Below are 20,262 nucleotides of genomic sequence, written 5' to 3' on the forward strand. Positions count from 1 at the left end.
TTCTTCAGACCTTCAAAACGCAAAACGACGCGCGGGGCGCAAGAGCGCGCCCGCCCGTCACAACGATCGTCTTCACGGACTGAAAAAGCCCGAAATAGCTTGCTCTCCCAACGGCTTACAGGGAAATCCGACATCCCTGCCCACCGCGCTTTCGTGCTGCCGACCCGATATGGGGCGACAATAGTGTAGATTCGAGGGTTAGACCCTCAAATCCCCACACTTTTTCGTGTTCGGCCTGCGTCGGGAGGTTCCGTCGCACGCCTTTTGCATCTGGCCCACCCTCTTGAGGAGCGGACCGGGATCCCGGACCTCGCCGATGCGCGGCCGGAATCCCGCCAGCAAGCGTTGCTTACTTGAGCTCGACCTTGGCGCCGGCCTTCTCGATCTGCGCCTTGATCTTCTCGGCTTCTTCCTTGTTCACGCCTTCCTTCAGCGGCTTCGGAGCACCCTCGACGAGGTCCTTTGCTTCCTTCAGGCCGAGACCGGTGATGGCGCGGACTTCCTTGATGACCTCGATCTTCTTTTCGCCGGCGCTGGCGAGAACGACCGTGAACTCGGTCTTCTCTTCCACCGGAGCGGCGGCAGCGCCACCACCAGCCGGGCCGGCCACGGCGACAGCCGCGGCAGCCGAAACGCCCCACTTCTCTTCGAGGAGCTTCGCGAGTTCGGCAGCTTCGAGCACGGTGAGGCTCGAGAGGTCGTCAACGATCTTCTGCAAGTCAGCCATTGTTCAGTTTCCTTGAGTGTAAGTCTGGTTCGGGTTTGAGTTTTGCGAAGGGCGTCAGGCCGCTTCGCCCTTTGAGGCATGAGCCTGGATGACGCGCGCGAGCTTGCCCGCGGGCGCGTTGGCGAGCTGGGCCAGCTTGGTCGCCGGGGCCACGATGAGGCCAACGATCTTGCCGCGCAGTTCGTCAAGCGACGGCAGCGAGGCAAGCGCCTTCACGCCGTCGACATTCAGGACGGTCTTTCCCATCGAGCCGCCGATGATGACGAACTTTTCGTTCGCCTTGGCGAATTCGATGGCGACCTTCGGCGCCGCTACCGGATCGTTGGAAGTCGCGATCACGGTCGGCCCCTTCAACATGGGGCCGATGGCAACGACGTCGGTGCCTTCAAGAGCAATTTTGGCGAGACGGTTCTTCGAGACCTTCACCGAGGCGCCAGCCTGCTTCATCTGCGTGCGCAGCTTCTGCATCTGGGCGACGGTCAGGCCGGAATATTGAGCAACGATCGCGACGCTCGTGGTCTTGAAGACCTCGTTGAGCTGTTCGACCGCTTCTTTTTTTGCCGCTCGTTCCACAGCAAGCTCTCTCCGGTTGGCGGTCATCGCGAGAAGCGGGACCGCCGGGTTGCACCCATCGCCCCGCCCGAACCTGAACCTCCGGGCTAAAAACCCATCGGACACGCCGGGCAAGACGACAATTCAAAGCCTGCCCTCCGGGAGCCCCCTTGGAGGCCCACGGCGTGTCGAGGTCCGAACCAGACCCGTTTCGCGAACCCAGTCGTTAAAGCTGGGCGCGAAGTGAAATCCGGTCTTCACCCGTCTATGCAGGCCATGCGATTAAGCCATTGAGAAATCGAAATTTCCCGCAGGCGCCTGCAGTCTTGGACAGGACGAGGCCAGCCGGCGAACCGCCCGACCTCTGCCCGCACTCCACCAACCGATGGGTTTTCCTTCCTTTTCCGGCAAATCCTTGCGGACGTCCTGAAAAGGAATGATCTCCCGTCGTGTCAGGTTTTCGGAATGCGTGCACGAACGCGCCAGCCGAGGCCGGCACGTCCGGAGGCGGTTCTTTAACCGCTCGGAGCCGGCTTGCCAAGAGCAAAATTCACACCAGTTCCAATCGATTGCCAACCGGGCTTGATCTCGACCGACAAGGCCCGATTCAGGCCGATTTGACCGCGTAAGGAAGCGGTTTGCCCTCGAAGAACGCGATCAGGTTCGCCAGGACGCAGTTCTGCATGGCAACGTGCGAATCCAGGGTGTGGCCGCCGATATGCGGGGCGAATACCACGTTCGGCAGCGCCGTCAGCGCATCGGGGGTGTGCGGTTCCTTCTCAAAGACGTCGAGGCCGGCGCCGGCGATGGCCTTGTCGGCGAGCGCCGCGACCAGGGCTTTCTCGTCGACGACAGAGCCGCGGGAGACGTTGACGACATAGCCGTCCGCGCCTAGTCGCCGAAGAATATCGGCATTGACGACATGCTGAGTCTCGGCCCCTGCCCGGACCGCGATCATCAGCACGCTGCACCAGTCGGCCAGCGCCTCCAGAGACGGGAAATATCGATAGGGCAGATCGTATTGAGTGCGGCTGAAATAGCCGACCTCGCTTTCGAAAGCCGCGCAGCGCACGGCGATCTTGCGGCCGATCTCGCCCATGCCGTAGACGCCGATGCGGCGGCCGGGCATGCCGGCCTGGGGCCGCATCAGCGGCGACTGCTTTGACGCCGCCCAGTCGCCACTGCGGACATATTGGTCGGCGACCAGGAGCCGTCGCGTCGCCGCGAGCATCAGAGTCATCGCGATATCGGCGACCGAGGCTGCATTGGCGCCCGGACTGTGGCCGACGGCGATGTTGCGCGCGGCAGCCGCCTTCAGATCGACGCCGTCATAACCGGTGCCGTAGCAGACGATGGCGCCGAGCTTTGGAAGCAGGTCCATCGCCTCCGCACCGAGCGAGGTGCCGCCCGCGGTCAGCATCGCGCGGACGCCGCTGAGCGCATCCGGCGGAAACACCTCGCGCGCGGGCTTGCCAGCGGTGTCGAGCAGCTCGAACCGCTCGGCGAAACGCGCCATCATCGTTTTCGGAAAGCGCGAGTAGATCAGGACCTTGTCAGCCATTGTTCTTGTTTCCGGTGAGCGCCGCCACAAATGACGAGGGGCGGAATCGGTCACCCGATTCCGCCCCTCGCCTCATGCAATTTCCAAGCCTTAGCCGAGAATGGTGCCCGGCTCGACCTTCACGCCGGGGCCCATCGTCGAGGACACCGCAACGCGCTGGATGTAAGTGCCCTTGGAGCCCGCCGGCTTTGCCTTGGCGACGGCGTCAGCCAGAGCCTTGATGTTCTCGACCAGCTTCTCCTCGGAGAACGAGGCCTTGCCGACGCCGGCCTGCAGGATGCCGGCCTTCTCGACGCGGAACTCGACCGAGCCGCCCTTGGCACCCTTCACCGCGCCGGTGACGTCCATGGTCACGGTGCCGATCTTCGGGTTCGGCATCAGGCCGCGCGGGCCGAGCACCTTACCCAACCGGCCGACCAGCGGCATCATGTCGGGGGTGGCGATGCAGCGGTCGAAATCGATCGAGCCGTTCTGCACCTTCTCGACCAGGTCCTCGGCGCCGACGACGTCAGCACCGGCCGCCTTGGCCTCGTCGGCCTTGGCGCCCCGGGCGAACACGCCGACGCGGAGCGTACGGCCGGTGCCGTTCGGCAGGGTCACGACGCCGCGGACCATCTGGTCGGCGTGACGCGGATCGACACCGAGATTGATCGCGACCTCGATGGTCTCGTCGAACTTCGCCTTCGCGCGCTCCTTGACCATCTTGATGGCGTCCGCGAGCGGGTATAGCTTTTCGCGATCAATGCCTTCGCGGGCTTTGTTCAAACGCTTTCCGATTGCCATGACCGCTTACCCCGCAACTTCCAGACCCATCGAACGGGCAGAGCCCTCGACCATCTTCATGGCCGATTCGATGGTGTCGCAATTCAAGTCCTTCATCTTCTTCTCGGCGATCTCGCGCACCTGCGCCTTGGTCACCTTGCCGGCCTTGTCACGGCCCGGCGCCTTCGAGCCGGACTGGATCTTGGCAGCCTGCTTGAGGAAGAAGGACATCGGGGGGGTCTTCATCTCGAACGTGAACGAACGATCGGCGTAGATCGTGATCACGACGGGAATCGGAGTGTTCTTCTCTTCCTTCTGGGTCTGGGCGTTGAACGCCTTGCAGAACTCCATGATGTTGAGACCGCGCTGACCGAGCGCGGGGCCGATCGGGGGCGAAGGGTTCGCCGCACCGGCCGGGACCTGAAGCTTCAGGTATCCGGTCACTTTCTTTGCCATGTATCACTCCTGTTGTGCCGGCATGCCGCCGGCGGTTTCAGGTTCGTGGTCTGGGTCGGATGCGGCTGGCAACCGCTCTCTCCCTCCCACGGCCTCACTTTGCGCGAAACCTCTCGGCTTCACGCGCTACCCGGTCAGACCTTCTCGACCTGACCGAATTCCAGCTCGACGGGCGTAGCGCGGCCGAAGATCGACACGGCGACCTTCACGCGCGAGCGCGCCTCGTCGATTTCCTCGACCACACCCGAGAACGAGGCGAACGGGCCGTCGGCCACGCGCACATTCTCGCCGATCTCGAACGACACCGACGCCTTCGGGCGTTCCACGCCCTCCTGCACCTGGTGCAGGATGCGCATGGCCTCGGCTTCCGAGATCGGCATCGGCTTGTTTTCCGCGCCGAGGAAGCCCGTCACCTTCGGCGTGTTCTTGATCAGATGGAACGCCTCGTCGGTCAGCTTCATCTTCACCAGCACATAGCCCGGGAAGAACTTGCGCTCGGCATCGATCTTGCGGCCGCGGCGCACCTCCGTGACCTTCTCGGTCGGAACCAGCACCAGCTCGAACAGTTCCTCGAGCCCGCGCTGCTTCGCTTGCTCGCGGATCGATTCGGCGACCTTCTTCTCGAAGTTCGAATAGGCGTGAACGATGTACCAGCGCTTGTCGGACACTTGAGCGGTTGCTGTTGCCATCAGTGAATGCCCAGGAGGAAGGTGATGAGGTAGCGGATGATCTGGTCGGCGGCGAAGAAGAAGATCGAGGCGACGGCGACCATGACGAACACCATGATGGTGGTGATCGTGGTCTCACGACGGGTCGGCCAGGTGACCTTGGCGGTCTCCGAGCGCACTTCCTGCAAGAACTTGAACGGGCTGACTGCCATCGTTTGATGTCCAACGTCCGTCGACAGACGCGAATGAATTTCGGGGATCCGAACAGCCGCCGTTGGCCCAGCCCTCTATCTCGAAGGATGAGCCGGAAATCGGGCTCGATTGTTCGGGGATTTCAAAGCCGCGCCGGAGATCCGCGTCTAACGGGCCGGCTGCGAGTGCGGGGTAGATACTGCGGATGGGGCCAAAGGTCAAGGTATCGGGGCTGGTACGGGCAAGCCGGCGTGCTCGGCGCCCGTGCCCAGCCCAAGGAGGATCGAGGGCTTATTTCCCCGTCCCAGCGGAGGCGAGATCAGCGTCCGCCCGGGCCCTCCCCGGCCAACCCGCCGCCCGGGTCAGTCGGCCCGGTCGACCATGGAAACACCCGGGAGCGGCACCACGAATTTTCCACCCTCGGCGAAATAGCGGGCGTGCTTGGCTCTGATCGGGTCGACATAGCGCCAGGCGAAGACCACGACGAACGCGGGCTTGCGCTCGTAGAGGGCGGCCGGGGGCAGGATCGGAATGTCGTAACCCGGGCCCGCCATCACGTTCCCCTTCTTGGGGTCGTCGTCCACCAAGAAGTCGATCTTGTTCTCCAGACCGAACTGCGGCAGCAGCGTCGTAGTGCCGACCGAGACACCGTAGCCGGCGACCAGCTGCCCCCGCGCATGGGCGGCATCGGCCATCGCGACCAGCTCGTCGCGGATGGCCGCGATCCTCTTCACATAGGGCGCATAATAGGCCGGCTGATCGACGCCGAGCCGGTCTTCCTCGGCGATGAACTTCGCGACCTCCGCGGACGGCTTCTTTGCACCGCCGGCGCGCTGGACCGTCACGCGGATCGAGCCGCCCTTGGTCCAGATGTGCTGGACGTCGATCACTTCCATGCCGAGCCGCGCGAAGAAGCGCGTCAACGGCTTGATGTTAAAATACGACAGATGCTCGTGATAGACGGTGTCGAGCAGGTTCTTCTCGGTGACATCGACGCCGTACTGCGTCTCGAAGACGAACAATCCGTCCGGCGCGAGCACGTCGCGAACCCCGATCACCAGCGGATCGAGATTGTCGACATTGGCGATCATGTTGTTGGCGATCACGACGCTCGCCGCACCATGGCTCTGCAGGATGCGGTGCCCGATGGCATCGGTGAAGAAATCGCCGATGGTCTCGATCCCGGCTTCCGTCGCACGCCGCGCAATGTCGACGGCGGGATCGACGCCGAGCACCCGCATGCCACGCTCCTTGAAGAAGCCGAGCAGCGATCCATCGTTGCTGCCGAGCTCGACGACCAGCGAGCCCGGCGCGACGCCGAAGCGACTGACGACGTCGTTGGCATAGCCTGCGAAATGCTCCCGCAGGCCGAGCGAGAGCGAGGTGGTATAGACGTAGTTGCGGTACTGGATCTCCGGATTGCCAACATGGAGAATCTGGAGGTGGCCGCAGTCCCTGCACAGATGCAGCGCCATCGGTACCGCAGCCCGGAAAACAGGATCGTCGACGCTGGCGTTCGGCACCTGGAAGTTCGGCGTGCCGATGGGCATGCCTGCCATCGGGACGACCAACTCCTGCTTGTCCGAATGACAGAGGCGGCAAGTATGGCGGACGTAGAACAGGTTTTTCATCGTGGAACCGAGATATGAGATACGCGAGCGAGTGAGACAATCCCACCCTGTGAAGACCAGATCGGCAACGGGCTCAAGCAGGTCATGAGTGGCTCGAGACTTCGGTGCCCTGCCCCAGCGCGAAGCCGGGCCCTTCCTCCGCCGCCTTGGCGGCCTTGTCCGCGGAATACGACCCGCGCTCCGGACTGGCCAGCCAGATCACGCCGCCGAGGAGCCCAATGATCACGCTGATGGCACCCAGCAGAAGCGAAACCGACAGCGCCTCCTCGGACGGCACACCTGCCAGACCGAGGCAGGCGACCATCGCCCCCTCGCGCACGCCCCAGCCGCTGATCGAGATCGGAACGGCCGTCAACAGCACGACCGGCGGGATCAAGATGCCCGCGTCCAGCACGGAAAGCTGCGCTCCGACGCCGCGCGCCAAGGCGTAGCAGGCCGCCGCCGTCACGAGATGGATGAGGAGCGCCGATCCGAACAGCAAACCGCGGCGCTCGGATTGCAGGAGAAGAAACCTGACGAGCGTTCCGAACCGGACGAAGCTTGCGATCGCGGGAAGCGCGATGAGGCGCTTCGGCAGACGGTCGAGCGTCAACAGGACCACGGTGCCGGCGACGCCCGCCAGCGTCAGTCCGCCGATCGCCAGGATCGCGGCCGGATTGGACACGCGTGACAGCAGAAACGGCAATCCGGCCACCATCAGCACGATCAGCCCGATCAACGCCGTGAAGCGGTCTGCTGCAACGCCCTTGACCGCCCCCGACCACTGCACGCCACGTTGGCGGAGCAGCCACATCCGCACCGCGTCCCCGCCGACCGACGAGGGCAACACCTGATTGAACCAGAGGCTGATCATGAGGATCCGCCAGCCAGCGAGCCAGTCCAGCGACACGCCGAGCGCGCGCATGATCAGCTCCCACCGGCCGTTGAGCACGAAGGTCTGAAAGAAGATCAGCGCCAGGGCGACGACGAACAGGACGGGATCGACGGAGACGAGACGAGTTCGCAATTGGCCCAGGTCGAGGCCACGCGCGATGTAGACCAGCACCGCGACCGACAGCAGCAGCTTCACCGAAAACAGGGCCGCATGCTTGAATCGCAACTGCATCGGATGCCCGCCTCAGGCCGCCGGATATTCCGCACGACCGATGACGAGGTCGATTGCGGCCATCATCCAGAACTGGTGCGTGGTCTCGACAATGTTGTAGCTGCGGCTGTCGACCCAGAAATTGACGTCGCCGAGGTTGCGCAGCGGATTGTCCGCATTCATGCCCGACAGCGTGATCACGTCGAGCTTCATCCTGCGCGCCTGCGCAACCGCATTCAGAATGTTCTTCGAACGTCCCGACGAGCTGATCGCGACGAGGCAATCGCCGGCGCGGGCATTCAGCCGTACTGCGTGCGCGATCCAGTCCTCGAAGCCGTAATCGTTGGCAAGGCACGACATCATGCTTGCATCGCTGAAGCAGAGCGCAGGCACCGACGCGTTCTTCGCCAGATCGATCGCCAGATGCGAGGCGATGCCGGCCGAACCGCCATTACCGATGAAGATGACGCGACCGCCCTGCTCTCGCGTGCGCAACCAGGACGCGCGCGTGGCGGAGATCCTGGCGAAGATAGCGTCGTCGATCGCCGTCGCGCGATGCAGGCGCCCCACGTAGTCGTCGAGGAAGGCCTTGTGAGCGGGATCGACGGACTCGGCAGGCATGGGCTGGCGGCTCGATTGCAACATGTCTGGGTGATACCGACTATTACCAAGGATTGCAAAGGTATAATACTTGCAAAGTTTGCGAGCGGCTGGTAGTCGGCTTTCGGGTTTCACTCAACATTGGCGAGCCTGTTTCGCTGGGCATTCGCGTCACGGATGTTCCCCATGAAATGCATCGTTACTGGCGGCGCCGGTTTCATCGGAAGTCACCTCGTCGATCGGCTGCTCGATGACGGCCACGAGGTCATTGCGCTCGATAATTTCGTAATCGGACGCGCCGAAAATCTGGCCGGACGCGCCAATTCAAGCCAGTTGAAGGTCGTGCGGGCGGACGTCACCGACCTCGACTCGATCAAACCGTATTTCCACGGTGTCGACTGGGTCTTCCATCTCGCGGCGCTGGCGGACATCGTTCCCTCGATCGAGTCCCCAATCCCGTATCACCGGGCCAACGTCGACGGCACGGTCAACGTTCTCGAGGCTGCACGGCATGCGGGCGTCAGCCGCTTCGTCTATGCGGCATCATCGTCCTGCTACGGTATTCCCGACGTCTATCCGACGCCGGAGAGCGCCGAGATCCGGCCGATGTATCCCTACGCGCTCACAAAGAATCTCGGCGAGCAGTGCGTCATGCACTGGTGCCAGGTCTACAAGCTGCCCGCTGTCGCGCTGCGCCTGTTCAACGTGTTCGGACCACGCCATCGCACCACCGGCACCTACGGTGCCGTGTTCGGCGTGTTCATGGCGCAGAAGCTCGCGGGCAAGCCCTTCACTGTGGTCGGCGATGGCGAGCAGACCCGCGACTTCACCTTCGTCAGCGATGTCGCCGATGCCTTCGTGACCGCCGCGCGCTCCGATGTCTCGCACGAAATATTCAACGTCGGTTCGGACAACACCTACAGCGTCAACCGGCTGGTCGAGCTTCTCGGCGGCGACAAGGTCCACATTCCCAAGCGTCCCGGCGAGCCCGACTGCACCTACGCCGACATCACCAAGATCAAGCGGGTCCTGAAATGGACGCCTAAGGTGAAGTTCGAGGACGGCGTCGCGACGATGCTGAGGTCGATGGACCAGTACAGGGACGCGCCCCTGTGGACTGTGGACAAGATCGCCGATGCCACCAAGGACTGGTTCAAATATCTCGGTGACGGCGGCGATGCGGCGTCCGGCACTCCGCAGAAGGCGGGCCGTTGAGCAGACTCGTTCGACCTCGACATCCGCGCCGCCGACCGATCATTTCCGGGCCGGCCAGACCGACCTGCGCTTTGGATAATTCACATGGGTAATACTCCGACCGACAAGCCGACAGTCCATCCGGCACCGCACCAGAAGATCAAGACGATCGAGGAACTGGGCGAGATCGCGCGGGCCGCTCAGGCCGAGGGCCGGAGCGTTGCGCTCTGCCACGGCGTGTTCGATCTTGTGCATCTCGGCCACGTCCGGCACATCCTGGCGGCACGCAACGAGGCCGATGTGGTCATCGTGACCGTCACGGCGGACCGCTTCGTCAACAAGGGCCCGGGACGGCCGATCTTTCCGGAGAACATGCGCGCCGAGATGCTCGCCGCGCTCGGCACCGTCGACTGGGTCGGCATCAACCGGACATCGAGCGCCGAGCCGATCCTCGATACCGTGCGCCCCGACATCTACGTGAAGGGCTCCGATTACGAGAATCCCGACGATGACGTCACCGGCAAGATCGCCGTCGAGCGGGAGGTCGTCGAACGCCATGGCGGCCGCGTCGTCTTCACGCGCGACGTGACCTTCAGCTCGTCGTCGCTGATGAACCGCTATTTCGACATCTACGATCCTCCTCTGCGCGATTACCTCCAGAAGGTGCGCGAGGGCGGTGGCGCCGAACGCCTGCTGAAGCTGATCGACAAGATCCAGGACATGCATGTCGTGCTGGTCGGCGATACCATCATCGACGAATACCAGTACGTCACGGCGCTCGGAAAGGCCTCGAAGGAGAACATTGTCGCCACTCTGTTCAAGAATGGCGAGCAATTTGCCGGCGGCGTCATTGCCGCGGCCAATCACGTGGCGAGCTTCTGCAAGTCGGTGGAGATCGTCACGACACTGGGCGGCAACGACTACCCTGAAGAGTTCATCCGCGCGCATGTCCGCCCGAATGTCACGCTCACCCCGATCCGCATTCAGGGCCGCCCGACCACCCGCAAATTGCGGTACGTCGAGATGGGCTATCTGCACAAGCTGTTCGAAGTCTACACCATGGACGACACGCCGCTCGACGAGGCCGAGCGCAAGGAGATCGACCGTGTCACCGCCGAGCGCGTGCGCGGCGGTGACGTGGTCATCGTCACCGATTTCGGTCACGGCATGATCGCACCCAGCACGATCGACACGCTGATCGCGAACTCCAAGTTCCTGGCGGTCAACGCCCAGAGCAACAGCGGAAACCACGGCTACAATCTGATCACGAAGTATCCGCGCGCCGACTACGTCTGCATCGACGCGCCGGAAGCGCGCCTTGCGGCCACCGACAAGTTCAACGACATAGCGTCGGTGATCCAGGACCGCCTGCACCGCAAGATCGATTGCGACAACATGATCATCACGCACGGCTCCTTCGGCTGCTACCCCTTCTCGTCGAAGACCGGCGTCGCGCGCGTGCCCGCCTTCACCAAGACCGTCGTGGATACGGTCGGTGCCGGCGATGCCTTCCTGACGATTACGGCGCCGCTGGTGGCAGCCGGCGGAAACATCGAGGACGTCGCCTTCATCGGCAACGCGGCGGGCGCGATCAAAGTGGGCATCGTCGGTCACCGAAGCTCGGTCGAAAAGGCGCCGCTGGTCAAGTTTGTCACCGCGTTGTTGAAGTAGCGCGATCTAAAAAATCTGGAGAACGACAGTGATTGATCGGAAATGGAACGTGATGGTCACCGGTGGCGCCGGCTATGTCGGCAGCGTGCTGGTTCCCCAGTTGCTGGCGGCCGGCCACAAGGTCACGGTGCTCGACCTCTTCATGTACGGCGACGACGTCTTCGACGCCGTTCGCGACAATCCGAATCTGCGCCTGATCAAGGGCGACATCCGCGATGAGGCCGCGATCAACGAGGCCCTGCGCGGCAACGACGCGGTGATCCACCTCGCCTGCATCTCCAACGACCCCTCGTTCGAGCTGGATCCGGGGCTCGGCAAGTCCATCAACTACGACTGCTTCCGTCCGATGGTGCGCGCCGCGAAGAAGGCCGGCATCAAGCGCTTCATCTACGCCTCCTCCTCGAGCGTCTACGGCATCAAGGACGAGGCCGAGGTGACCGAGGAGCTGTCCTGCGAGCCGCTCACCGATTACTCGAAGTTCAAGGCGATGTGCGAGACCGATCTTGCCGACGAGGCCGCATCCGGCTTCGTCACCTGTACGGTTCGTCCCGCCACCGTCTGCGGCTACGCACCGCGGCAGCGGCTCGACGTCGTCGTCAACATCCTGACCAATCTTGCGGTCAACACCGGCCGCATCCGCGTGTTCGGCGGAACGCAGAAACGGCCCAATCTGCACATCGAGGACATGTCCGCGGCCTATCTGTTCCTGCTTCAGCAGGATGACGCGAAGATCGACGGCAAGACCTATAACATCGGCTACGAGAACCACTCGCTGATGAAGATCGCCGACATCGTCAAAACGGTGGTCGGAGACAATGTCGACGTGGCCGTCGAGCCGACCGACGACCTGCGCTCCTATCACGTCTCCTCGGAGAAGATCCGCCGCGAGCTCGGATTTGCGCCGACGCACACGATCGAACAGGCCGTGTCTGGCCTCGTGGACGCCTTCAAGGCCGGCCGCCTGCCGAACTCGCTCAACGATCCCAGGTATTTCAACATCAAGATGATGCAGAACATCAGCCTGAAGTGAGCGGCGTGCGGATCGGCATCGACTTCGACAACACGATCATCTGCTACGACAAGGTCTTTGCCGCCGTCGCGCGGCAGCGTGGGCTGGTGCCGGAGAGCTGGGACGGGCTGAAGACCGAGGTGCGGGACTATCTGCGCTCCCGCGCGGGCGGCGAGCTTGCCTGGCAAGGACTGCAAGGCTTCGTCTATGGCAAGGGAATTGGCGGCGCTGAGATCTATCCTGGAGTCCGCGAGTTCCTCGCAACGTGTCGCAAGGCCGGCACGAGCGTCTATATCGTCAGCCACAAGACGCAGTTCGGCCATCAGGATCCCGACCGTGTCGACCTGCGCGAGGCCGCGCGCGGCTGGTTGAGGGGTGCGGGTCTCATCGACGCCGCCGGTGCGGCGCTGGCCGTGGGCAATATCTACTTCGAGGACACGCTGGCGGCCAAGGTCGAGCGGCTTGCGAGCCTGCAGCTCGATATCTTCATTGACGATCTCGTCGATGTGTTCGAGCAGCCGCATTTTCCGAAGACGACGCGATCGATCCTGTTCACGCAGTCGCGGCCTCCCCATCCTGATCATTGCGAGCCGATTGCGAGCTGGGCCGATATCCACCGCGGAGTGTTCGCGCAATGAGCGAGCCGGACATCAGCGTCCAGGATGCGGCCTCGATCGGAAGCCGCCTCTCTGGCGCGCGGGTCGCGGCCGCCCAACCGGCGCGGTCCGGCGGCAACAACCGGGTGTTTCGGCTGGAGATGGCGGAGGGACCACCCCTCGCCCTCAAGCACTATCCGTCCGACGGACGTGATCGCCTGGGACAGGAATATGACGCGCTCTCGTTTCTGTCGCGCCACGGCATCATGTCGACGCCTCGGCCGATCGCGAAAGATCCGGCTGCGTTCTCCGCGTTGTATCAATGGTTCGACGGTGATGCGGCGGTCCTGCATCCCCAGGACGATGATGCCGACCAGCTGGCCGATTTCCTGATCGAGTTGCAAAAGCTGCGCAACGCGGACGGCGCGCAGAATTTGCGGAACGCGTCAGCCAGCATCTTTTCGCCCGAGGAAGCCATCGCGCAGTACGAGCAGCGCCTGGACGGACTACGGCGCGCATCGCAGGATCATCCGGACCTGCGCGCGTTCATGGACGGCAGCCTGGTTCCCAGCACCGCCGTCGCGATCCGGCAGCTCCGTCGACGCTATGCGGAACTGGGCCTGGATCCCGCAACGGACCTCGCACCCGCCCATCGCGCATTGAGCCCGTCGGATTTCGGGCTGCACAACGCGCTGCGCGCCGACGACGGCAGACTGCGATTTATCGACTTCGAATATTTCGGCTGGGACGATCCGGTCAAGCTCGTGTCCGACACCGCGATACATCCCGGCAGCGATCTGCCCGAGGCCGGCGCCAACCGATTGATTGAACGGCTTTCGCGCGCCTTCGAAGCTGGGGATGACGCGTTTGCGATCCGCCGTGACGTACTGTATCCTGTGTTCGGGGCGATTTGGTGCCTGATTGTCCTGAATGCCTATTTGCCGGAAAGCCGCTCCCGGCGCGCTCTGGTTGCGCAAGGTGGCGATCTGACGGTCCGCCTTGCCGGCCAGCTCGACAAAGCCCGCCGGCTCCATCAAACGATTTGCCAACGTGATCCAGATCTCACCCCACGCTGAAGCCGCTCTCACCTGCACGCTGGACGAGCGCAGCCTTTATTTGCGCCGCCTGGTCCTCGGTTCTGTCCGCTCGGCCGGACGCGGACATGTCGGTCCGGCCCTGTCGCTGATCGAGATGGTCCGCGTGCTCTACGACGACGTGTTGCGGATTGATCCGAAGAATCCGCGCGATCCCAATCGCGACCGCGCGATCCTCAGCAAGGGACACGGTTGTCTGGCGCTCTATGCGCTCTTGGCCGATCGCGGCTTCTTCCCTCTGTCGGAGCTGGACGGCTTCTGCGGTACCGACAGTATCCTGGGCGGACATCCCGAATACGGCATGGTGCCGGGGGTCGAGGCCTCGACCGGCGCGCTCGGCCATGGCCTGTCGATCGGTGTCGGCCTCGCGCTTGCCGCGCGCATGCGCGAGCGCAGCTACCGGACCTTCGTGCTGCTCGGCGACGGCGAGATCAACGAGGGATCGGTGTGGGAAGCCGCCATGGGCGCGGCCAAGCACGGGCTCGACAATCTGATCGCGATGATCGACTACAACAAGCTCCAGAGTTACGGGCCCACCGACTACGTGCTGCCACTGGAGCCGCTTGCGGACAAATGGCGCAGCTTCGGCTTCGCCGTGCAGGAGCTCAACGGCCACGACGTCGGCGCCCTGCGCACCGTCCTGAAGCAGGTCCCGCCCGTTCCGGGCAAACCCACCGCGATCATCTGCCATACCGTCAAGGGCAAGGGTCTGCCGGCTGCGGAATCCAACGCCGATTGGCATCACAAGAACAAGCTGACCGACAGCGAGCTCGACGCCATCCGCGTCGCCGTCGGCGATTTTTGATCGGCTCCCCATGCGCAACACCGCCATGAACATGGTCCACAAGCTCGCCGCGCGCGACGAGCGTGTGCTTTACATCGGCTCCGATCCCGGCGCGGGCACCTTGCGCGCGATGAGCAAGGAGTTTCCCAAGCGCCATCTGATCGAGGGTATCTCGGAAGCGCACATCATCGGCATGTCGGCCGGTCTCGCGATGGAGGGCTTCGTGCCCTACGTCAACACCATCGCGACCTTCCTCACCCGGCGCTGCTACGAACAGGTGGCCGTCGACCTCTGCCTGCACAATCTGCCGGTGCGGCTGATCGCCAATGGCGGCGGGCTCGTCTACGCGCCGCTCGGTCCCACCCACCAGGCGATCGAGGACATCGCCATCATGCGGGCACTGCCGAACATGACGGTGGTCTGCCCGTGCGACGCCGACGAGGCGGCGCGCATGATGGAGCAGACGCCCGACTGGAAAGGTCCGATCTACATCCGGCTCGGAAAGGGCGGTGACGCCATCGTCTCCAAGGCCGAGCACGGCTTCGAGATCGGCAAGGCCATCCTGATGCGCCCGCCGGGCGAGGTGCTCATGGTGACCACCGGCATCATGCTCCAGCGCGCCCTCGCTGCGACCGACCTGCTGGCCGCGCAAGGCATTCGCGCCGGCATCCTGCACATGCATACGGTGAAGCCGCTCGACACCGACGCGCTGCTGCAGGCCATTCGCGGCATCAAGCTCCTGGCCACTCTGGAGGAGCACGTGCCCTCCGGCGGCCTCGGCAGCGCGGTCGCCGAAACGCTGATCGACAAGCTCGGCTCCGGCCTGCCCGCAATGCTGCGGCTGTCGCTGCCGGATCGCTTCATGCACAATTACGGCTCGCAGGACTCGCTGTTGAAGAAGCATGGCCTTTCCGCTGGCGCCATTGCGACCTCGATCGAGCATGCGCTCGCCGCCTCGCACACCTCCTCTCCTCAACTTCATTCCACCTGACGGGTCACATGTACGACGTTCGATATTCATATCTGCTCGAGCAATTCTCCGACCCCGCTCCGATCCTGGCCGAGATCGGCCGGCTGGTGGCGACCGGTGACTTCACCCTTGGCAAGCCCGTCGCCGAATTCGAGAAGCGCTTTGCCGAGCTGATCGGCGTGCGCCACGCCATCGGCGTCGGATCGGGCACCGACGCGCTGAAGCTGCCGCTCAAGGCGCTCGGCATCGGTCATGGCGACGAGGTCATCACCGCCGCCAACACCTTCATCGCCACCGTCGGCGCGATCGCGGAAACCGGCGCCACCCCGGTGCTGGTCGACTGCGACGATTCCTTCTGCATGAACGTCGACCAGGTCGAGGCCGCCATCACCGGGAAGACCAAGGCGATCATGCCGGTCCAGCTGACCGGCGAGGTCACCGACATGGGCAAGCTGATGCCGATCGCGCAGCGCCACAATTTGCCTGTGGTCGAGGACGCCTGCCAGGGTATCCTGTCGGAATTCGCCGGCAAGCGCTCCGGCACCCACGGCATCGCCGCCGGCTTCTCCCTGCACCCGCTCAAGAACCTCAACGTCTGGGGCGATGCCGGCGTCGTCGTCACCAATGACGACGGCATGAACGAGAAGCTCCGGCTGATCCGCAACCACGGCATGAAGAACCGCGACGAGATCGCGATCCTCGGCTGCAACTCGCGGCTCGATTCCCTTCAGGCCGTGGTCGGCAACTGGCTCATCGGCCAGACCGGCGAGATCACGCGCCGCCGGATCGAGAACGCGGCCTACTACGACGCGGGCCTTGCCGGCCTGCCCGGCTTGCGCGTTCCGCAGCGCCGGCCCAACGTGAAGCACGTCTACCATCTCTACATGGTGTTCGCCGAGCGCCGCGACGAGCTCTACAAATACTGCCTGGACAACGGCATCGAAGCCAAGATCCACTATCCGATCCCGCTGTATCAGCAGGAAGGCCTCAAGCATCTCGGCTACGCGCCCGGCACCTTCCCGGTCACCGACCGCCACGCAAAGGAGGTCATCAGCTTCCCCGTCGACCAGCATCTGACGCGCGCCCAGCAGGACCGCGTCATCGAGACCGTCCGGAAGTTCTGCCATGGACGCTGACACCGCCCGCCGGCGCATCGGTTACGTCAATCTTCCCGCGCAATTCGAGGAAGAACGCGCCGAGATCATGCAGGCGGTCGAGGGCGTCTTCCAGCGTGGCGATTTCATCGGCGGGGCGGCGGTTGCGAAGCTCGAGGAGGAATTGTCCGCCTATCTCGGCTCGTCGCATGTCGTGACGCTGAATTCCGGCACCGACGCGCTGATCCTCGCCATGCGGGCGCTCAACATCGGCCCCGGCGACGAGGTGATCACCCCGCCGAATTCGTTCGTGGCATCGACCGCCGCGATCATCGCGGTCGGCGCCACGCCGGTGTTTGCGGACGTGCTACCGGACCAGAACATCGATCCTGCCGCGGTCGAGGCTGCCGTCACTTCGCGCACCAAGGCAATCATGCCGGTGCATCTGACCGGGCGCATGGCCGACATGACCCCGCTGATGGCGATCGCGGACAAGCACGCGCTCGCCGTGATCGAGGACAGCGCCCAGGCGATCGGCTCGACCTATGACGGCCGGATGAGCGGCACCGTCGGCACGTTCGGCTGCTTCTCCGCCCACCCGTTGAAGAATCTCAACGCCGCAGGCGATGCCGGCTTCCTCGTCACCGCCGACGCGGAGCTCGCCGCGCGAATCCGCCGGCTGCGCAATCACGGCCTCATCAACCGCAGTGACGTCCAGGAATGGGGGATCGTGTCCCGGCTCGATACGCTTCAGGCCGAGGTGCTGCGCATTCGACTGCGCCACCTGCCGTCGGTGATCGAACGCCGGCGGCGCAACGCCGCGCAATACCGCACCGAGCTCGCCGGCCTGCCGCTGTTCATTCCGCCCTGCCGCAACATCGAGTTCAACACCTTCCACACCTTCGTCGTGCAGACCGACCGTCGCAACGATTTCCAGAAATATCTTGCCGACAAGGGCATCGAGACCGCGATCCACTATCCGGTCCCGATCCACCTGCAGCCGGCAGCGGCGCAGCTGGGTCATGGCCGCGGCGCGTTCCCGGTGACGGAACGGCAGGCGGACCAGATCCTCACCCTCCCCATCAACCAGTTCCTCTCGGCCTCCGACATCAGCTATATTTGCGCGACCGCCCGGGAGTATTTTGCATGACGGACACGGACTTCCTGCACGCCGACGAGCAGGCGCTGGCGCAGCGCTTCATCGACGATGGCTTCGTCACCACGCCGGCCGACGATCGGGCCGGGCTCGACCGGATCCAGCGTCGTGCCGCCGAACTCGCGGCGGACTATCTCAAGCTGCCGCACAGCAACGATCCCTACGCGATGCTCGACACCATTCACACGCGGGTGAGCGTGGATGATCTCAACGGCCTGCGGCTACACGTCTTCAATGGCCTCAACGCCGAACCGTGGTTCCGGCCGACCTACTTTCGTCTGGCGCGCTCGACGATCGAGACCATCGTCGGCAACGAACTCTGCATGCAGCGCCGCGTCAATCTCAGCATCCAGCTCCCCGGAGACAGCTCGTCGCTGCTCGCAACTCATTCCGACGTGTGGTCGGGCGACTCGCCGTTCGAGGTCGTGGTGTGGGTGCCGCTGGTCGATGTCCGCCGCACCAAATCGATGTATCTGCTGCCGCCGTCCCTCAACAGTGACATGCAGGACCGGATGGCCAGCCTGCGCAGCGCCGAAGAGCTGTACAAGACGATCAAGCCGCACGCGACCTTCATCGAGATCCCCTACGGTCACGTGATGCTGTTCAACCAAACCCTGATGCACGGCAATCGCGTCAACGAGGAAGCCGGCACGCGCTGGAGCATGAACTGCCGCTTCAAGAGCATCATGTCGCCCTACGCGGACAAGCGCTTCGGCGAGTTCTTCGAGCCGATCCTGCTGCGGCCGGCGACGCGGGTCGGCATGCAATACAAGCTGCCGGGAGGCTTCCATGGCTGAGAGAGCCGGCCATCGCGGCTATATCGGCGCCCGGCCGCTGAACGGCAGCCGCACACCGCAGCACGTCCAGAACATCGTGATCCGCGACTACGCGCGGCGCAAGAACCTGCATTATCTGCTCAGCGCCGCCGAGCACACCATGCCCGGCAGCTACATGGTGCTCGAGGACATCCTGGACGAGCTGCCGCGGCTGCATGGTCTGATTCTCTACAGCATTTTCATGCTGCCGCCCGACGAGGCACGGCGGCGGCAGATCTACGACCGCGTGCTGCGCGAGGGCTGCGACCTTCACGCAGCGGTCGAGGAGATCACGCTGTCGTCGCAGAAAGACATCCAGGCCGTCGAGGACATCCTGCTCGTCAATAAGTTCGCGACGATCCTGTGACGATGCCGCGGACCGGTTGGCCCCCATGACCGCGATCAACCTGCTCCAGCCGATGCACGCATCGACAAAGCGGAACTACGTCCAGCGCGTGGTCGAGCACGACAAGGCGGAATCCGCCACCGTGGCGCGGCAATGGGGACGCGACTACTGGGATGGCGACCGGCGCTACGGCTATGGCGGCTACAGCTATGACGGTCGGTGGCGCCCGCTGGCCCAGACCCTGATCGATCGCTACGGCATCAAGCCCGGCATGAGCGTGCTCGACGTCGGCTGCGGCAAGGGCTACCTGCTCTACGAATTCACCCAGCTCGTCCCCAACCTCAGGATCGCCGGCATCGACATCTCCGACTACGGCATCGCCAATGCCAAGGAAGAGGTGCGGCCGCTGTTGACGGTCGGCAGCGCCGTCGAGCTCCCCTATCCCGATCACAGCTTCGATCTCGTGGTGTCGCTCGGCGTGCTGCACAATCTTCCGCTCGAGGACGTCTTTCGCGCCGTGTCGGAGATCGAGCGCGTCGGACGCGGCGCCTCGAAATATCTGATGGTCGAGTCCTTCCGCAACGAGCGCGAGAAGGCAAATCTGCTTTACTGGCAGCTCACCTGCCTGAGCTTCCACGGTCCGGAAACATGGGCCTGGATCTACGACAAATGCGGGTATCGAGGCGACCATGGGTTCATCTTCTTCGAATGAAGCAGGCCAGCGCCGGCCGACCTCGTTGCGCGCGCAAAATCCGGAAGTGTACTATTCGGACGACGCCATCGTCACGGCAGACGACACCACGATCGCGGAGCTGAAGCGTATCGCCGCCGGCAACCCGCGTCTGCGCAGCCGGCTGTGCACGCATCCTGATCCCTCGTCCGGCCTGCACGAGATGCTGATCGTGCATCATCGCGAGGCCTATGTCCGGCCGCACAAGCACTTTGGCAAACCTGAATCGTTTCACCTGATCGAGGGTACTGCGCAGGTCGTGATCTTCGAGGACGACGGCCGAATTCGCCACGTGCTCGAGATGGCCCCCTACGGCCAGGGCGCCCTCTGCTATTACCGGATGCCCGAGAAGGTCTACCACTCGATCCTGATCACCTCGGAGTGGCTGGTGTTTCACGAAACCACCGCCGGCCCTTTCGATCCCTCCCGCACCGCATTTCCCGACTGGGCCCCGGACGGCAGCGACGCTGCCGCGGTCCAGGACTATGTCACGAAGATCGGCGCGCTCGCCGCGGAATATCTGAACAAACGAGCCAAAGCTTAGGACCATGGCCAATTCCGCCGGGTTCG

General features: G+C 63.8%; 23 protein-coding genes. 13 read left to right on the plus strand and 10 right to left on the minus strand.

Translation table 11 applies throughout. The features are described from left to right. Nucleotides 1-349: 349 nt before the first annotated feature. The 10 genes from rplL to ACSHT2_RS07730 form a co-directional block, all read right to left on the minus strand. On the minus strand, nucleotides 350-727 hold the full coding sequence (rplL, locus tag ACSHT2_RS07685; protein ID WP_440641044.1) for a 50S ribosomal protein L7/L12: 378 nt from the start codon (nucleotides 725-727) through the stop codon (nucleotides 350-352). Nucleotides 728-781: 54 nt separating this feature from the next. Further along, the gene (gene rplJ, locus ACSHT2_RS07690; RefSeq protein ID WP_370140311.1) at nucleotides 782-1,300 is read right to left on the minus strand and encodes a 50S ribosomal protein L10; all 519 of its coding nucleotides are present in this window, start codon (nucleotides 1,298-1,300) and stop codon (nucleotides 782-784) included. 586 nt (nucleotides 1,301-1,886) lie between these two features. Further along, on the minus strand, nucleotides 1,887-2,840 hold the full coding sequence (locus tag ACSHT2_RS07695; RefSeq protein WP_440641045.1) for a 2-hydroxyacid dehydrogenase: 954 nt from the start codon (nucleotides 2,838-2,840) through the stop codon (nucleotides 1,887-1,889). Between the two features lie 90 nt (nucleotides 2,841-2,930). Beyond that, nucleotides 2,931-3,623 (minus strand): 50S ribosomal protein L1, encoded by a 693-nt coding sequence (rplA, locus tag ACSHT2_RS07700; protein ID WP_100234756.1) that lies wholly within the window; start codon nucleotides 3,621-3,623, stop codon nucleotides 2,931-2,933. A gap of 6 nt (nucleotides 3,624-3,629) precedes the next feature. After that, the gene (rplK, locus tag ACSHT2_RS07705) at nucleotides 3,630-4,058 is read right to left on the minus strand and encodes a 50S ribosomal protein L11 (protein WP_008136439.1); all 429 of its coding nucleotides are present in this window, start codon (nucleotides 4,056-4,058) and stop codon (nucleotides 3,630-3,632) included. A 134-nt stretch (nucleotides 4,059-4,192) separates the two neighbouring features. Next, a complete protein-coding gene (nusG, locus tag ACSHT2_RS07710) occupies nucleotides 4,193-4,747 on the minus strand; it encodes a transcription termination/antitermination protein NusG (protein ID WP_018647229.1) in 555 nt (184 codons plus the stop codon). Continuing rightward, nucleotides 4,747-4,938 carry a preprotein translocase subunit SecE gene (secE, locus tag ACSHT2_RS07715; protein WP_007611620.1) on the minus strand — a complete coding sequence of 64 codons (192 nt, stop codon included), beginning with the start codon at nucleotides 4,936-4,938 and terminating at the stop codon, nucleotides 4,747-4,749. Before secE ends, nusG begins: the two co-directional genes overlap by 1 nt. A 342-nt stretch (nucleotides 4,939-5,280) precedes the next feature. Continuing rightward, complete coding sequence (locus tag ACSHT2_RS07720) at nucleotides 5,281-6,549, minus strand: methyltransferase domain-containing protein (RefSeq protein WP_440641046.1); 1,269 nt, start codon at nucleotides 6,547-6,549, stop codon at nucleotides 5,281-5,283. Nucleotides 6,550-6,631: 82 nt separating this feature from the next. Beyond that, nucleotides 6,632-7,654, minus strand: a complete 1,023-nt coding sequence (locus ACSHT2_RS07725) for a lysylphosphatidylglycerol synthase transmembrane domain-containing protein (protein WP_440641047.1) — start codon at nucleotides 7,652-7,654, stop codon at nucleotides 6,632-6,634. A 12-nt stretch (nucleotides 7,655-7,666) separates the two neighbouring features. Beyond that, nucleotides 7,667-8,254, minus strand: coding sequence for an SIS domain-containing protein (locus tag ACSHT2_RS07730; protein ID WP_440641048.1), 588 nt, complete (start codon nucleotides 8,252-8,254; stop codon nucleotides 7,667-7,669). Between the two features lie 165 nt (nucleotides 8,255-8,419). Here ACSHT2_RS07730 and ACSHT2_RS07735 point away from each other — a divergent pair, with 165 nt between their 5' ends. From ACSHT2_RS07735 to ACSHT2_RS07795, 13 genes are all read left to right on the plus strand, one after another. Next, nucleotides 8,420-9,448 (plus strand): SDR family oxidoreductase, encoded by a 1,029-nt coding sequence (locus ACSHT2_RS07735; RefSeq protein ID WP_440641049.1) that lies wholly within the window; start codon nucleotides 8,420-8,422, stop codon nucleotides 9,446-9,448. An 84-nt stretch (nucleotides 9,449-9,532) separates the two neighbouring features. Then, nucleotides 9,533-11,098 carry a PfkB family carbohydrate kinase gene (locus tag ACSHT2_RS07740; protein WP_440641050.1) on the plus strand — a complete coding sequence of 522 codons (1,566 nt, stop codon included), beginning with the start codon at nucleotides 9,533-9,535 and terminating at the stop codon, nucleotides 11,096-11,098. 28 nt (nucleotides 11,099-11,126) lie between these two features. Beyond that, nucleotides 11,127-12,128, plus strand: a complete 1,002-nt coding sequence (locus ACSHT2_RS07745; protein ID WP_440641051.1) for an NAD-dependent epimerase/dehydratase family protein — start codon at nucleotides 11,127-11,129, stop codon at nucleotides 12,126-12,128. Further along, the gene (locus ACSHT2_RS07750) at nucleotides 12,125-12,745 is read left to right on the plus strand and encodes a hypothetical protein (RefSeq protein WP_440641052.1); all 621 of its coding nucleotides are present in this window, start codon (nucleotides 12,125-12,127) and stop codon (nucleotides 12,743-12,745) included. The genes ACSHT2_RS07745 and ACSHT2_RS07750 overlap by 4 nt, the downstream gene beginning before the upstream one ends. Further along, nucleotides 12,742-13,779, plus strand: coding sequence for a phosphotransferase family protein (locus tag ACSHT2_RS07755; RefSeq protein WP_440641053.1), 1,038 nt, complete (start codon nucleotides 12,742-12,744; stop codon nucleotides 13,777-13,779). Before ACSHT2_RS07750 ends, ACSHT2_RS07755 begins: the two co-directional genes overlap by 4 nt. Continuing rightward, nucleotides 13,754-14,602 carry a transketolase gene (locus ACSHT2_RS07760; protein ID WP_440641054.1) on the plus strand — a complete coding sequence of 283 codons (849 nt, stop codon included), beginning with the start codon at nucleotides 13,754-13,756 and terminating at the stop codon, nucleotides 14,600-14,602. Before ACSHT2_RS07755 ends, ACSHT2_RS07760 begins: the two co-directional genes overlap by 26 nt. 10 nt (nucleotides 14,603-14,612) lie before the next feature. Continuing rightward, entirely contained in the window at nucleotides 14,613-15,572 is a 960-nt protein-coding gene (locus tag ACSHT2_RS07765) for a transketolase family protein (RefSeq protein ID WP_440641055.1), read from the plus strand. Between the two features lie 8 nt (nucleotides 15,573-15,580). Then, nucleotides 15,581-16,687: a DegT/DnrJ/EryC1/StrS family aminotransferase gene (locus ACSHT2_RS07770; protein WP_440641056.1), complete on the plus strand. Its 1,107-nt coding sequence runs from the start codon at nucleotides 15,581-15,583 to the stop codon at nucleotides 16,685-16,687. After that, nucleotides 16,677-17,795 (plus strand): DegT/DnrJ/EryC1/StrS family aminotransferase, encoded by a 1,119-nt coding sequence (locus ACSHT2_RS07775; RefSeq protein WP_440641057.1) that lies wholly within the window; start codon nucleotides 16,677-16,679, stop codon nucleotides 17,793-17,795. Before ACSHT2_RS07770 ends, ACSHT2_RS07775 begins: the two co-directional genes overlap by 11 nt. Continuing rightward, a complete protein-coding gene (locus ACSHT2_RS07780; RefSeq protein WP_440641058.1) occupies nucleotides 17,792-18,598 on the plus strand; it encodes a sporadic carbohydrate cluster 2OG-Fe(II) oxygenase in 807 nt (268 codons plus the stop codon). Before ACSHT2_RS07775 ends, ACSHT2_RS07780 begins: the two co-directional genes overlap by 4 nt. Beyond that, a complete protein-coding gene (locus ACSHT2_RS07785) occupies nucleotides 18,591-18,983 on the plus strand; it encodes an LIC12192 family sporadic carbohydrate cluster protein (RefSeq protein WP_239624486.1) in 393 nt (130 codons plus the stop codon). The genes ACSHT2_RS07780 and ACSHT2_RS07785 overlap by 8 nt, the downstream gene beginning before the upstream one ends. A 25-nt stretch (nucleotides 18,984-19,008) precedes the next feature. After that, nucleotides 19,009-19,674: a class I SAM-dependent methyltransferase gene (locus tag ACSHT2_RS07790; RefSeq protein WP_440641059.1), complete on the plus strand. Its 666-nt coding sequence runs from the start codon at nucleotides 19,009-19,011 to the stop codon at nucleotides 19,672-19,674. After that, on the plus strand, nucleotides 19,652-20,236 hold the full coding sequence (locus tag ACSHT2_RS07795) for a WbuC family cupin fold metalloprotein (RefSeq protein ID WP_440641060.1): 585 nt from the start codon (nucleotides 19,652-19,654) through the stop codon (nucleotides 20,234-20,236). The genes ACSHT2_RS07790 and ACSHT2_RS07795 overlap by 23 nt, the downstream gene beginning before the upstream one ends. The last annotated feature ends 26 nt before the right edge of the window (nucleotides 20,237-20,262 follow it).

Origin of the sequence: Bradyrhizobium sp. PUT101 (assembly GCF_052043945.1) — a bacterium.
GTDB lineage: Bacteria > Pseudomonadota > Alphaproteobacteria > Rhizobiales > Xanthobacteraceae > Bradyrhizobium.